This is a genomic window from Achromobacter deleyi, from assembly GCF_013116765.2.
Classification (GTDB): Bacteria; Pseudomonadota; Gammaproteobacteria; order Burkholderiales; family Burkholderiaceae_B; genus Achromobacter; species Achromobacter deleyi_A.
The window spans coordinates 3,128,144-3,142,648 of sequence record NZ_CP074375.1 but is presented as its reverse complement, the minus strand read 5'-3'; the positions used below and the strand labels follow the sequence as shown (position 1 = coordinate 3,142,648).

Genomic DNA, 14,505 nt, shown 5'->3' with positions numbered 1-14,505 from the left:
TGAAACTTAAGTGGAAAAATCCACCCGGGCGCGCAGGCCATGGCCGGCGGGCGTGTCTTCCAGGGTAATGGTCGCGCCGTGCCGGTCCGCGATGGCGCGGGCGATCGCCAGCCCCAGGCCGCTGCCGTGCTGCGTATTGCCCTCGGCGCGGTAGAAGCGGTCGAACACGCGTTCTCGTTCTGCCGGCGCAATGCCGGGGCCTTGGTCGTCGATCAGCAGCGAGGTCCGGCCCGCCGCCTGTTCAAGGCGCAGGCTGACCCGTCCGCCAGCGGGCGAGTACTTGATGGCGTTATCCAGCAGGTTGCGGGCCAGCAGGACCAGGGCATCGCGATGTCCCTGCACCCGCGCCTGCGGCGCACCGGCCAGGTCGATGCTGATCGACTTGGCGTTGGCCTGGGTAAGGGTCTCCGACAGGGCCTGGCGCAGCACGTCGGCGAGGTCGACCGGTTCGGCGGGCGTTTGCTCCGCGGCGGTTTCGTAGCGGGCCATGGACAGCAGTTGCTCGACCAGGCGTGTTGCGCGGTCTATGCCGGCGGCCAGCCGCTGCTCGGCCAGTTCGCGTGTCTCGGTGTCGCCGGCGCGTTGCAGTGCCTGCATTTGCAGGCGCAGCGCCGCCAGCGGGGAGCGCAGCTCATGCGCCGCGTCGCCCACGAATTGCTTCTGTTGCGCAAACGCGCCGCGCATGCGCTCCAGCAGCAGGTTTAGTTCCAGGACCAGCGGGCGGATCTCGTCGGGCAGGCCCTGCACGGCGACGGGCGAGAGATCCTCGGGCTGGCGCGCGGCCACCTGTGCGCGCGCCCGCTTGACCGGGCGCAGCGACCAGCTGACGACGCACCAGATGATCAGCATCAACAGTGGCGCGGCTGCCGCGATGGGCGCGACGGTGCGCAGCGCGAGCGCGCGCGCCATGTTTGTGCGCACGCCCATGTCCTGCGCCACCTGGATCACCTGGAACGGCGTGGCCAGCGAATACACGCGGTAGGTTCCGCCTTCCAGCCTGGCGTCGGAAAAGCCCAGCACGATCTGGCTGGGCAGCGGAAGGCGCGAACGCGAATTGAAGACCCGTACGCCGTCGGGTGTCCAGATCTGGATGATCAGGTCATCGGCCACGGGCGAACCCGCGCCGCGGGCGTGGGTCGGGCCCGTGCTGAGCAGGCCGTCCCCGGTGCCCAGCGACAGGGCGGTGCGTTGCAGCAGCGAATCAAAAATATCGTCGGCTTGCGCCAGGGTGCTGCGATAGGCGATTGCGCCTTGCACCAGCGCGCCGACCGCGATGGCGGCCAGCAGAAAGAAAAGCAGCCTGGCTCTCAGCGAGTAGCTAAGCGGAATGCTCATGTTTTGGGGATGACATAGCCGACGCCTCTGACGTTCTGGATCAGGTTCTGACCCAATTTCTTGCGCAGGCCATGAATATAAACCTCAACCGCGTTGCTGCTGACGCTGTCCTTCCAGCTGTAGAGTTTTTCTTCGAGCTGGGCGCGCGAGAAGATCATGCCCGGCCGCGCGATCAGCGGCTCCAGCACGGCCCATTCGCGGGCCGTCAGCGCCACGGGCGCGCCATCCACCATCGCGGCATGGGACTGCGGGTCGATGGTGATGCCTTCGTGTTCGAATACAGGTTCGGCGCGTCCGGCGCTGCGGCGGATCAGCGCGCGCATGCGGGCCAGCAGCTCGTCCACGTCATAGGGCTTGACGATGTAGTCGTCGGCGCCCGCGTCCAGTCCGGCGATGCGGTCGCTGACCGCGTCGCGCGCGGTGGCGATGAGCACCGGCGTGCGGTCCTTGCGCGCGCGCAGATCGCGCAGCAGCGCCAGGCCGTCGCGCTTGGGCAGGCCCAGATCCAGCAGGATGAGGTCGTAGGTGTCGGTGCGCAGCGCTAGTTCGGCGGCGTTGCCGTCCTTGACCCAGTCAACGGCATAGTGCTCCGCGCGCAGGCAGTCCAATACGCTTTCACCGATCATGATGTCGTCTTCGACGAGAAGGATGCGCATGGTTGTGTCCGCTTGGATGGTCCAGGATGTTGGACGCTCGGCGGCCGGCAGGAGTTCCCGGGCGTCTGTCTGGAGCGGGGAGGGCTGCGTCGCTTGAGAGGGCGCGGAAATGAAAAAAGCAGCCCGAAGGGCTGCTTTTTGAAATTTGGTGCCGGCAATAGGAGTCGAACCTACGACCTTCGCATTACGAATGCGCTGCTCTACCAACTGAGCTATGCCGGCAAGACCATTTGCTTTGTTTCTGGACCAGGCCGGAAAGCGGTAAGCAAAACATCTTTGTCTTCCCAGTTCGCTGCCTTTTATGGGGCCCGATCTGGAAAGACCGAGATCATATCAGAGTTTTTTTGAGATGGGAAACCAGAAGCTCAAAACTCTCAAAAAAAATCTGGATTTGCATCCTCTGAATTTTTCGTTCATAATTTCGTTCTTGGCAGATCCCCGATAGCTCAGTCGGTAGAGCGACGGACTGTTAATCCGCAGGTCGCTGGTTCGAGCCCAGCTCGGGGAGCCAAAAGAATTTCAGGGCCATTCACGCAAGTGAGTGGCCCTTTTGGTTTTCCGCCAGTCTTTTTTGCGGATACTTGCGCGCAATCTCAGGCGCTCGCCATCGGATCGACCCACATGGAAGATGATAAGCGCATCGGCGTAACGGTGATCTCCGGTTTTCTGGGCAGCGGCAAGACCACGCTGCTCAATCGTCTGCTGCATGATCCGGCCTATGCCGATGCGCTCGTCATCGTCAACGAATACGGCGACATTGGCGTTGACCATCACCTGGTGCGGCTGGCGCGCGACAACGTCGTGCTGGTCGAGGGCGGCTGCCTGTGCTGCGTGGTCAGCGGGGCGGTGGTCGATGCCCTGCGCGAGCTGTTCATGCTGGCCGTCGGCCGCAGGATCAAGCCGTTCCGGCATGTGCTGATCGAGACCAGCGGGCTGGCGGATCCGGCCCCTATCCTGTTCACACTGAAACACGACCGTTTTCTTTCGGAGCGGTATGCCTATCGCGGCGCGATCGTGGTGGTGGCCGCGACCCACGGGGAAGAGCAACTGGCCTCGCAGCCCGAGGCGGCGCGGCAGTTGGCGCTTGCGGATACGGTGGTGTTCAGCAAATCGGACCTGGCCGATGCGTTGCGGTTGGGCAGGGTCGAGCGGGCCGTTGCCGCCATCAACCCCGGCGCGCGGCGCTGCGTGCAGCGCCTGGATGCGCCGCTTGCCGACGTGTTGCGAGTGGGTCCGGATGCGCATGCGCGACGCGATGGAGTGGCCACGGCGAATTGGCTGCAGGCATTTTCCAGGCCGGGCGCCGGCAGGCATGCGCATGTGGCCAGTTTTTCGCTGACACTTTCGCCGCCGCCAGGTCGCGCGGCCTTCCTGGCGGGCGTTTCGCTTATCCAGGAGCGCTTCGGTGCGGGCGTGCTGCGGATGAAGGGGCTGGTGTGCTTCGAAGGAGAGGCGCTGCCTTGCGAAGTGCATGGCGTGCACGGCGAGCTCTATCCGATCCGATCCTTGACGCAGTGGCCGGACGATGGTCGCGAATCGCGGCTCGTCTACATCATTCGCGGATTGGATGTGGAGCTGGTGCGCGGCGCCGTGCTCGAGGCGCTTGGGCAGTCGCCCGTCTGAGCGTTCATTGCGGAAGGACCCCGTTTCATTGGCCGATATTCCGTTGCTGATGTTGCACGGAAATACGGTATAACCGGTACGGTCTGGTGCAAAAATCGAGACAATCATGGATCGTCTGAAAGCCATGCAGGTGTTCGTGGAAGTCGCCGACCGGGGAAGCCTGTCGGCGGCGGCGGTTCATCTGGACATGTCGCGCGCCATGGTGTCGCGCTACCTGGCGGAGATGGAGCAGTGGGTGGGCGTGCGTCTGTTGCACCGCACCACGCGGCGTCTCAGCCTGACCCCCGCAGGGGCGGAAACCTTGCCCCGCTGCCGGCAGATGCTGGATATGGTGGGCGATCTGCGCAATGCGGTATCCACCCCCGAAGACACGCCGCGCGGCCTGTTGCGCATCACGACGAGCATGTCGTTTGGCTCCCGTCATCTCGCCAGCGCGGTCACGGATTACGTCAAGCTGCATCCGGGCACGTCCGTGGACCTGATGCTGGTGGAGCGCGCGGTCAATCTGGTGGAGGAGCGGGTGGACCTGGCGGTGCGGATCACGAATGATCTGGACCCCAATCTGATCGCGCGTAAGCTGGCCGTCTGCCGTTCGGTGGTTTGCGCCTCGCCTGATTACCTGGCGCGCGAGGGCGTGCCGGCGCGCATCGAGGATCTGTCGTTGCGCAACTGCCTGACCCACTCATATTTCGGCAAGAGCTTGTGGCGTTTCGAGCGCGACGGCGAGCCCGTCGATGTGCCGGTCAGCGGCAACATCAGCGCCAACGAGGTGTCGGTGTTGGCGCGTGCGGCGGTGGAGGGCGCGGGGATCGCCATGTTGCCGACCTACTACGCCGCCGAATACATCGCGTCAGGCCGTTTGCGAGCCATTTTGCCGCTGTGCAAGCCGCAGGAACTGGGGATCTATGGCGTTTATGCCTCGCGCCGCCAGATGCCGCTGATTCTGCGTTCGATGCTGGATTTTCTGGTGGAGCGGCTTGGGTCTGCGCCGTGGGACAGGCCCGCGGCCTAGTTGTTGCTGGGTGTCTGCGCGCCTGCCGGCTTGAGGCCGGGGTATATGGCGGTATAATTTGCGGGCTGTTTCAGCGTGTTTGGCACGGCTCGCCAGGGAGTTTTTCCGTGGAAGGCGTTCGCGGCAAGCCGATGTCCGCTAGCATGTGACCTTAGAAAACACCTAATAATCGCAAGTCCGGCCTGGTGACGGGCCGACGCATGGCGGAGCTGGTCTTCGCATGCGCAAGGGGAGACGCATTGGTCTGATGTGGTGGTGGCTAGTCCGCCGTGCCGCAATGGTCGATGCCTGACGATTCTAGTCTTTGCTATCAATTCCCGCGGGAAGATGGCGCCGGAGGTTCCGGCGTATTCCGCAGCCATATTGACGATTGGTGCCGGCGCGATGGGCGCCAGCTTTTCCAGAATTCGCTTAAGGCGTTTGCCGCGATTCGTGTCGCGGCAGGCAATCCGTTCCATATGCACAGCCACGGCCCGTCTGGGTGGTGGGGTGTTCAGGCTTACGGATCTTCAGGTGTTTGGCCTGGCCTGTCGTGGCAAGTTTGGTGGCAAGCTCGGCGGTAAAACAGGAAACCAGTGATAACTTCGCAAGCCAACATCGTTTGTTGTGGACCCGCCTATGGGGTGGTCCGGGCAACTGTGGGTGCGTGCGCGGCTTCCGTTCCCGCTAATTTCATGCCCGCAGTTTCGTCGCTCGCGTTTTCCGTGCCCGCGTTTTCCGCCCTGATCGGGCTGGTTTTGCGTCTGGGTTCCGTGGTTGGGGCCACGGTCGGCTCCGCCGTCACCTTTGTAGTCGGCTCCGCAGTCGCCTCTACGGGCGCCTCTGCGACTGGTTTTTCCCTGCTCTTTGCAGGCACAAATGAAAAAGGCCCGGCGCATTCGCCAGGCCTTCGTCAATTTGGTTGCGGGGGCAGGATTTGAACCTACGACCTTCGGGTTATGAGCCCGACGAGCTGCCAGACTGCTCCACCCCGCGTCTGAGAAAAGAATATTAACCTTATTTTCAACCTTGCGCAAGTTAGCCCTTTTTGAATTTGAATGTCGATGAACGATAGCGAGGCAATACTCGTGCTGGAAACCGCGCTTTTATGCGCGGTGCAGCCGATGCAACTTTCCGATATGCGCAAGCTGTTCGGAGATGATGAACAATTCGATAACAGCGCAGTGAGGGCGTTGCTCGAGACGCTGCAAAGCAACTGGGCCGACGGCGGCCTGGAGCTCGTGCAGCTGGCGTCGGGCTGGCGCTTTCAGAGCCGGCCGCGCATGCAGCGCTACCTGGAGCGGCTGAGCCCCGAGAAGCCCCCCAAGTACTCGCGCGCCGTGATGGAAACGCTGGCCATCGTGGCCTGGCGCCAGCCGGTGACGCGGGGCGATATCGAGGACATTCGCGGTGTGACGGTCTCGTCGCAGATCGTGAAGGCGCTCGAGGACCGCGGCTGGATCGAGGTAATCGGTCACCGCGATGCCCCGGGGCGTCCCGCGCTGTTCGGCACCACGCGCCAGTTTCTGGATGATCTGGGCTTGCGCGCACTGGACGAGCTGCCGCCGCTGGAGTCCGCGCACGCGGCCGCCGCGCTGGCGGGGCTGGACCTGGGCGAAGTGCAGCAGGTATTGGGGGAGGGCGCGCCGCCCGTGGAAGGCGAAAATGCGTTGCCTGCGGATGCCGGGACAGGCGATATTGAGAATTTCCCGGTTGCGGAATTGTCTGTTTCGGAAGACGATGCAACCATAGCCCCGGTCGATAGCGTAGAATCCCTGCTTTCGCGCACAGAAGAAGGCGCGGATCCCGCAGACGAATCCACCGTCCGGGAGCAAGCCGAAGGCTTGTCCAATACTCCGTCCCTGTCCGGTTTTCCCGACGACATGGCCGGCAACGACATTTCCGATATGGCCGCCGATGCCCCTGAGGCCGGTGCTGCAAAGGAAAGTGTCGAGAACGCAAACGCGGAACCGACCGACCCGATTGACAAGACCGATACCGTGGCGCCTGGCGCCGCCGGGCATGAGCCCGCCTTCGGCCTTGGCGAGGCCGTTCAGCCCGACCCCGATTCCGCCCTGGCGGAGTCTAAAGAGGCGGACTCTGAGCGGCTTGAGTCCGGACGGGATTCGGCGTCCCCAGATGATGACGCGCCTGCTCCCGGCAGGCCTACCCAAGTTTGAAATTCGGAGCTGTCCCAGTGACAACGAATACAGCAATGCAGGACGACAACCCCCGTTCGGACGACACCGTTTCCAACGGCCAGCCGGAATCCACCGCCGCGCGTGAGCCGGCAGCCGAAGGCGAGGCCGGTGCCCGTGGGCGCGGTCGCAAGCTGAGGACGCCGTTCCGCCGCCGCCGTGGTGATGCTCCGGCCGAGCAGGCGCCGGCGGCCGAAGGCCAGCCCGCGCCGGCTGAAGCAGCTCCGGTCGAGTCCGCGGACTCCCGTGGCGGCGAGCAAGAAGCCGAGCAGGCACTGGCGTACCTGGACAAGGCGGACCGCATGGAGCAGCGCCTGGGCAAGTACCTGAACAGCGAAGCTGTCATGCCCAAGCTGCACAAGGTGCTGGCCGACGCCGGCATCGGTTCGCGCCGCGAAATGGAAGAGCTGATTGTCGCGGGCCGCGTGTCGGTCAACGGCGAGCCGGCCCACATCGGCCAGCGCGTGGGTCCCAATGACCAGGTCCGCGTCAATGGCAAGCCCATCATGCGCGTGAACACGAAGAAGCCGCCGCGCGTGATCCTGTATCACAAGCCCGCCGGCGAAATCGTCAGCCATGACGATCCGGGCGGCCGCGCCAGCGTTTTTGCGCGCCTGCCCAAGCTGCGCACCGGCAAGTGGCTGTCCGTTGGCCGTCTGGACCTGAACACCGAAGGCCTGCTGATCTTCACGACCTCGGGCGACATGGCCAACCGGATCATGCATCCGCGTTACGGCACCGAACGCGAGTACGCGGTGCGTGTGCTGGGCGAGATGGACGAGGCGCAGCGCCAGTCGCTCGTCGATGGCATCGAGCTCGAAGACGGCCTGGCCGCGTTCGGCGCGCTGGATTACCTGGGCGGCGACGGCAGCAATCGCTGGTATCGCGTCACGCTGCAGGAAGGTCGCAATCGCGAAGTCCGCCGCATGTTCGAGGCCGTGGGCGTCACCGTCAGCCGGCTGATCCGCACCCGTTTCGGCGATGTGGTGCTGCCGCGCACGCTGCGCCGCGGCCGCTGGGAAGAGCTGGACGGCTCTCTGGTCACCGCGCTGATGGTTCAGTTGGGACTGTTGCGCGAAGACGACGACGCGTCCGGCAACCGCCGCCGCTCCAAGCAGCCGCAATCGCATGACAGCGCCTTGCCCCCCGGGTTTGGCACCATGGATCGCAATGGCATGAATGGCGCCCGGATCGGACGCCGCGGCAAGTTGCAAGGCGGCGGTGTGGGTAGCGCAGGCCAGGCGGCCGCGTGTCCGTCCGATCCCTTCGGCACGGGCCTGATGATCGCGGGCGGCTATGCCAATGGTCACCCATTGGCCACTGACAATCCTTTCAGCAATCGCAAGGGTGGCAAGCCTGCGGGCGCCAGATCGGCAGGCGGCGGCAAGCCTGGCGGCAAACCGGGTGGCAAGCCGGGCGGAAAACCCGGCGGCAAGCCGCGCGGTCAGCGCGCTGCGGCGGCAAACGGCCCGGCCGGCAATGTGGCCTCGGGCAACGTCGCGGTCGGCAATGTGGCGGATGCTCCGGCAGGCGCCGGGCGCCGGCCTGCCGGCGGCAAGCCGGCGGGTGGCAAGCCCGCAGGTGCGCGCGGCGCAAGTGCCGGTCGCGGCGGCAAGCCGGCGTCGGGCGGCCGTGGCGGTAACAAGGCTGAAGGTCCGCGTTCGGGTGGCAATAAGGCCGAAGGTCCGCGCGCGGGCGGCAACAAGGGGCCGGGTGCTGGCGGCAAGCCGCGCACGCCCCGCAGCGGCGCGGCTCGCAGCGACTCCTCGCCTCGCGGTGATGATTGGCAGCCCCGTGGCGCTTCCGCGCATGAATCCCGTCTTGGCGTCGTGGGTGGTGGACGAGGCCGTCAGGGCCGCTGATCGTCCTGCGGCGGCGCGCAGGTCGTGCCGCCGGGTCCGATGTGTCCCATATAAGCGTAAGCCCGTGACGAATCAGGCGTTTTTCCAGTTTATCTGGTAAAATCAATGGTTTTCATGGCTTCGCGTCTTTGCTTTTTGCCAGAGGCACTGCTTTATTGAGTGCGCTTTATCGTTACCTGCGTGGCTAACCGCGCAGGTAACTGCGTAGATGACTACGGTAGTAGTGGCTGCAGCAGCAAGTGCAGTAGTGGCCACGGTAGTTGCACAGCGCGCTTTTCGGTAAAGCATCTTCTTGTAAAAAGTACGCCGGCAGCGTTTCTGCTGATCGGGCGCACGGCTTTTTGTGCTGGCGTGTCGCAGGGCGCTGTTTGTATAAGTGTTCTTGGCGCGTGCCGCTACCCCGCAAAGTGCGGGCAAGAAGCAGCAAGAGCGTGTCGGGGCGCAGGTCAGCAATGCAGCAAGGCAGTGGACGAAGGCAGCAATGCCTGGTCTGGCCGGGCTTGGCTGGCGGCGGACGGTTCGCAAGTGCCGCCGTACCTGGATTGAGCAGGTGGGGCGGACAGGGCGGCGCAAGCCAAAATTTAGGTCGCAATATAGGGCGCTGCCCAGCATTGCTCCTTACGTGCAGTAGGGAAGCGGCTGGGCTCTGCGCAATATCGGTGGGCTGGGCGTGCAGCCCATTTTTTTTGAGTATATGGCTGATTTATTCGCATTGACCGAAGAGGCTCTGGCCGGCATGGATGTCGAACTCGTGGACGTCGAGCGCGCCGCCCTGGGCCTTTTGCGCGTCACGATCGATCGGGTCGGCGGTGTGCGCATCGAAGACTGCGAGCAGGTGTCCCGCCAATTGTCGCGGGTGTTTGAAGTCGAGAACATCGATTACAAGCGGCTGGAAGTCGGTTCGCCGGGCATAGACCGCCCGTTGCGCAACGAGACCGAATTCCGTCGCTTCGCAGGCGAGCGCATCGAAATCAAGCTGCGCGAGGCATTAGACGGCCGTAAGGTCTTCTCGGGCACGTTGACCGTGCCGGAAGACGACGCCGCAGCCTCGGACGCTGCTGCTGGGATGCACAAGACCGTGTTCGGTCTCGAATTTGAGGCAAAAAAGAACGAAGTCCAGGTATTGAATTTCACGGTCGATGACATCGAGCGTGCAAAACTGGATCCCGTTCTGGATTTCAAGGGCAAAAAGCGATGAGTCGCGAAATTCTTCTGTTGGTCGATGCCTTGGCGCGTGAAAAGAACGTCACGCGTGACGTCGTGTTCGGCGCACTCGAAAGTGCGCTGGCCTCGGCCATGAAAAAGCGCTTCAAGGATGATGCGGACATTCGTGTTTCCATCGATAGGGAAACGGGTGACCATGAAGGTTTCCGCCGTTGGCTGGTCGTGCCCGATGAGGCCGGCCTGCAAGAGCCCGACAAGCAGGAAATGCTGTCGGACGCGGTGGAGATCGTCCCCGGAATCCAGGAAGGCGAGTACATCGAAGAACCTCTGGAGCCCATCGAGTTCGGTCGTATCGGTGCGCAGGCGGCCAAGCAGGCCATCCTGCAAAAGATCCGTGACGCCGAGCGCGAACAGGTGCTGAACGACTTCCTGGATCGTGGCGAGACCATTGTGTCCGGCACGATCAAGCGCATGGACAAGGGCGATGCCATTGTCGAAACCGGCAAGATCGAAGCGCGCCTGCCGCGTTCCGAGATGATCCCGAAGGAAAACCTCCGGGTCGCCGACCGCGTGCGCGCTTTTGTGTTGCGTGTTGACCACGCTGCGCGAGGCCAGCAGGTGATTCTGTCGCGCACCTCGCCCGAGTTCATCCGCCAGCTGTTCGAGAACGAAGTTCCCGAGATCGAACAAGGCCTGCTGGAGATCAAGGCGGCCGCCCGCGATGCGGGTGTGCGTGCGAAGATCGCCGTGGTGGCATACGATAAGCGTATCGATCCGATCGGAACGTGCGTGGGTATGCGCGGTTCGCGCGTGACCGCCGTGCGCAACGAACTTGGCGGCGAGCAGGTCGATATCGTCCTGTGGTCGGAAGACCCCGCGCAGTTTGTCATCGGCGCTCTGGCGCCGGCCAACGTCGAGTCCATCGTCGTTGATGAAGACAAGCACGCGATGGATGTCGTGGTGGACGAAGAAAACCTGCCCAAGGCCATTGGCGCCAAGGGTCAGAACGTGCGCCTGGCTTCCGAACTGACGGGCTGGCAGATCAACATCATGACGCCGGAAGAAAGCCTGAACCGCCAGGAAGTCGAGCGTTCCGGTCTGCGCGCCACGTTCATGAGCAAGCTGGACGTCGACGAGGAAGTCGCTGACATCCTGATCGACGAAGGTTTCACCGGTATCGAGGAAATCGCCTACGTTCCCATGCAGGAACTGCTGGAAATCGAGGCGTTTGACGAAGACACCATTAATGAATTGCGCGCCCGTGCCCGCAATGCGCTGCTGACTGAGGCAATTGCCCAGGAAGAGCGCCTTGAGACCGCACAGGATTTGCTTGAACTCGAAGGCATGACGCAAGAACTGGCTGCAAAGCTGGCCGAGCGTCAAGTGCATACGCGTGATGATCTGGCCGAATTGGCAACGGACGAACTGGCGGAAATCGCCGGTCTGACCGAGCAGGAAGCCAGCGACCTCATCATGCGTGCCCGCGCCCATTGGTTCGACGAAGAATAACCAAAAGGACACGGGTCTGCGGTGGGCGAGGCGTCGCCTTATCCACCGCAAGTTCACGTTGTTTGTAATAGCTGCCTATAGGGAAGAGAGAGCCTAATGTCGAGTAATACCGTCGCCCAGTTCGCTACCGAGCTGAAAATGCCTGCCAATGTGCTGCTGGATCAGCTGCGCTCGGCTGGCGTTGACCTCAAATCGGTTGACGATTCCGTCACCGACAGCGACAAGGCGAAATTGCTCGAATCGCTGCGTCGCGCCCATGGCGCGACCGAAGGCAAGAAGATCACCCTGACGCGCCGCCAGACGTCCGAGATCCGGCAGGCTGACGCCACCGGCCGCTCGCGCACGATTCAGGTCGAAGTGCGCAAGAAGCGCGTGTTCGTCAAGCGTGATCCCTCCGAAATCGCCCTGGAGCAGGCCGCTTCCGCGCCTGCCGAAGATGAAGTCTCCGCTGAAGAGGCGCTGCAGGTTTCCGCACCGGCTGCAATCGAGGCTCCTGCCGCGGTTGAGCCTCGCGAAGCCGCAGCCGCCGAGGCAGAGGCCCCGGCCTCCGCTGATGCGCAGGAGCCTGTTGCTGTAGAAGCGCCCGCGCCGGTTGAAGCGCCCGCGCCTGTTGAATCCGTCGCGGCCGAAGTGCCCGCCACCGTCGAGGCGCCAGCCTCCGAAGTCCAGGCCCAGCCTGAACCCGAACCGACGCCGGCGCCTGCTCCTGCCGAGCCCGTGGCCGAAGAGGCCAAGCCCGAAATTAAGACTGAATCCACCGAGCCCCAGGCTGAAGAAGCCAAGCCGGAACCTGCTGTGCTAGCCAATAAGTCCGAAATATCTTCCTCCCAGGCCGCCGCGCCTGTCGCCCAGGCTCAGCCTGCCGCGAAATCCGAACCCGTCAAATCCGCCGCGCCTGCGCCGGCCGCGCCCGCCGTCAAGGTTGGCAACCGCGCCGACAACCGCCGCGCCGGCCCGCCTCTTGCTGCCTCCGCCACTTCGGCCGGCCGCGATGAGGCCCGCCGAGCCGCCGAGGCCGAGGCTGCCGCCCTGCGCGAGATGCTGAACCGTCCCCGCAAGGTGCTGCGCGCCCCGGAACCGGAAGCGCCCGCCGCGGCCGCCGCACCGATTTCCGGCACGCTGCACAAGCCCGCCGGCAAGCCCGGCGCGACGCCTGGCGCCAAGAAGGATGCCAAGCCGGCAGCTCCTGGCGCGAAGAAGACCATCAAGACCGCCGAAGTTGCTTCGACCTGGTCCGATGACGCATCGCGCAAGAAGCCCGCCGACAAGCCGGCCGCTCCGGCCAGCCGTGACGGCTGGCGCGCTGGCGGCAAGGGCGGTGGCAAGGGTAGCGGCCGAGGCGGCCGCAACCAGCAGAACGACCGTCGCAACGAACCGGCGCCGCAGGAATTCATCGCGCGTGAAGTTCACGTGCCGGAAACCATCAGCGTGGCCGAACTGGCCCACAAGATGTCCGTCAAGGCCGCCGAAGTCATCAAGCATTTGATGAAGCTGGGCCAGATGGTCACCATCAACCAGGTGCTGGACCAGGAAACGGCCATGATCGTGGTCGAGGAACTGGGCCACGTGGCGATTGCGGCCAAGCTGGATGACCCGGAAGCCTTCCTGGACGATTCCGCGACGCTCTCCGAAGCCGAGCAGCTGCCGCGCGCGCCGGTCGTGACCGTCATGGGCCACGTCGACCACGGCAAGACCTCGCTGCTGGACTACATCCGCCGCGCCAAGGTTGCCGCGGGCGAAGCCGGCGGCATTACGCAGCACATCGGCGCCTACCACGTTCAAACCGAGCGCGGCATGGTGACCTTCCTTGACACCCCGGGCCACGAGGCGTTCACCGCCATGCGTGCCCGCGGCGCCAAGGCGACCGACATCGTGATCCTGGTGGTTGCCGCCGACGACGGCGTGATGCCGCAGACGCGCGAAGCCATCCACCATGCCAAGGCCGCGGGCGTGCCCATGGTCGTGGCCGTGACCAAGATCGACAAGCCGTCGGCCAACCCGGAACGCGTCAAGCAGGAATTGGTTGCCGAACAGGTCGTGCCGGAAGAATACGGCGGCGATGTGCCTTTCGTGGGCGTATCCGCCAAGACTGGCGAAGGCATCGACGCGCTGCTGGAAAACGTGCTGCTGCAAGCCGAAGTGCTGGAATTGAAGGCTCCGGAAGACGCGCCCGCCAAGGGCCTGGTCATCGAAGCCCGTCTGGACAAGGGCCGCGGTCCTGTCGCGACGATCCTGGTGCAGAGCGGCACGCTCAAGCGCGGCGACGTGGTGCTGGCCGGCGCAAGCTTTGGCCGCGTGCGCGCCATGCTGGACGAAAACGGCAAGCCGATCCAGACCGCCGGTCCGTCTATCCCTGTGGAAATCCAGGGCCTGACCGAAGTGCCGGCAGCCGGCGACGAACTGATGGCCCTGTCCGACGAGCGCAAGGCGCGCGAAATCGCGCTGTTCCGCCAAGGCAAGTTCCGTGACGTCAAGCTGGCCCGCCAACAGGCCGCCAAGCTGGAATCGATGTTCGACAACCTGGGCGAGGGCACGCAAACGCTCACGCTTATCGTCAAGACCGACGTGCAGGGTTCGCAGGAAGCGCTGGTTCAGTCGCTGGTCAAGCTGTCGACCGACGAAGTCCGCGTGCAAGTGGTGCACGCGGCCGTGGGTGGCATCTCGGAAACCGACATCAACCTGGCAATCGCCTCGAACGCCGTCGTCATCGGCTTCAACGTGCGTGCGGAAGCAAGCGCCAAGAAGCTGGCCGAGAACAACGGCATCGACGTGCGCTACTACAACATCATCTATGACGCCGTGGATGAAGTGAAGGCAGCCATGTCGGGCATGCTGGCGCCCGAGAAGAAGGAAGAAATCATCGGCCTGGTCGAGATCCGCGAGGTCTACAGCATCTCGCGTCTCGGCAACATCGCGGGTTGTATGGTGCTTGACGGCATCGTGCGCCGCGATTCCCAGGTACGCCTGCTGCGCAACAACGTGGTTCACTGGACGGGGCATCTCGAATCGCTGCGCCGCTTCAAGGACGACGTCAAGGAAGTCAAGTCGGGCTTCGATTGCGGTCTTACGCTGCGCGGCAACAACGACATCCAGGTGGGCGACCAGCTGGAAGTCTTTGAAATCAAGGAAATCGCGCGTACGCTGTAAAGCGTCCGCGAGGCATTATT

At 63.9% G+C, this 14,505-nt stretch carries 9 protein-coding genes and 3 tRNA genes; 8 read left to right on the top strand and 4 right to left on the bottom strand.

The features are described 5' to 3' along the window. Nucleotides 1-6: 6 nt before the first annotated feature. The 3 genes from HLG70_RS14115 to HLG70_RS14105 form a co-directional block, all read right to left on the bottom strand. Nucleotides 7-1,335 (bottom strand): ATP-binding protein, encoded by a 1,329-nt coding sequence (locus tag HLG70_RS14115; RefSeq protein WP_171663350.1) that lies wholly within the window; start codon nt 1,333-1,335, stop codon nt 7-9. Then, nucleotides 1,332-1,991 (bottom strand): response regulator, encoded by a 660-nt coding sequence (locus HLG70_RS14110; RefSeq protein ID WP_171663349.1) that lies wholly within the window; start codon nt 1,989-1,991, stop codon nt 1,332-1,334. The genes HLG70_RS14115 and HLG70_RS14110 overlap by 4 nt, the downstream gene beginning before the upstream one ends. A 146-nt stretch (nt 1,992-2,137) precedes the next feature. Next, nucleotides 2,138-2,213 (bottom strand) — tRNA-Thr (locus tag HLG70_RS14105). A 213-nt stretch (nt 2,214-2,426) separates the two neighbouring features. On the opposite strand from HLG70_RS14105, the gene HLG70_RS14100 reads away from it, so the two are divergent. The 3 genes from HLG70_RS14100 to HLG70_RS14090 all read left to right on the top strand — a co-directional run bounded on the left by HLG70_RS14100 (nt 2,427) and on the right by HLG70_RS14090 (nt 4,626). Then, a tRNA-Asn gene (locus HLG70_RS14100) sits at nt 2,427-2,502 on the top strand. 110 nt (nt 2,503-2,612) lie between these two features. Further along, a complete protein-coding gene (locus HLG70_RS14095; protein ID WP_171663348.1) occupies nt 2,613-3,614 on the top strand; it encodes a CobW family GTP-binding protein in 1,002 nt (333 codons plus the stop codon). A 106-nt stretch (nt 3,615-3,720) separates the two neighbouring features. After that, the gene (locus tag HLG70_RS14090; RefSeq protein WP_171663347.1) at nt 3,721-4,626 is read left to right on the top strand and encodes a LysR family transcriptional regulator; all 906 of its coding nucleotides are present in this window, start codon (nt 3,721-3,723) and stop codon (nt 4,624-4,626) included. Nucleotides 4,627-5,524: 898 nt separating this feature from the next. Here the strand turns inward: HLG70_RS14090 and HLG70_RS14085 are convergent. Beyond that, a tRNA-Met gene (locus tag HLG70_RS14085) sits at nt 5,525-5,601 on the bottom strand. Between the two features lie 62 nt (nt 5,602-5,663). Here HLG70_RS14085 and scpB point away from each other — a divergent pair. From scpB to infB, 5 genes are all read left to right on the top strand, one after another. Then, on the top strand, nt 5,664-6,785 hold the full coding sequence (scpB, locus tag HLG70_RS14080) for an SMC-Scp complex subunit ScpB (RefSeq protein ID WP_171663346.1): 1,122 nt from the start codon (nt 5,664-5,666) through the stop codon (nt 6,783-6,785). 35 nt (nt 6,786-6,820) lie between these two features. Further along, nucleotides 6,821-8,665, top strand: a complete 1,845-nt coding sequence (locus HLG70_RS14075; protein ID WP_171663345.1) for a pseudouridine synthase — start codon at nt 6,821-6,823, stop codon at nt 8,663-8,665. A 694-nt stretch (nt 8,666-9,359) separates the two neighbouring features. Continuing rightward, nucleotides 9,360-9,863 (top strand): ribosome maturation factor RimP, encoded by a 504-nt coding sequence (gene rimP, locus HLG70_RS14070; protein ID WP_171663344.1) that lies wholly within the window; start codon nt 9,360-9,362, stop codon nt 9,861-9,863. Then, on the top strand, nt 9,860-11,338 hold the full coding sequence (gene nusA / locus HLG70_RS14065) for a transcription termination factor NusA (protein WP_171663343.1): 1,479 nt from the start codon (nt 9,860-9,862) through the stop codon (nt 11,336-11,338). Before rimP ends, nusA begins: the two co-directional genes overlap by 4 nt. A gap of 96 nt (nt 11,339-11,434) precedes the next feature. Further along, entirely contained in the window at nt 11,435-14,485 is a 3,051-nt protein-coding gene (gene infB / locus HLG70_RS14060; RefSeq protein ID WP_171663342.1) for a translation initiation factor IF-2, read from the top strand. The last annotated feature ends 20 nt before the right edge of the window (nt 14,486-14,505 follow it).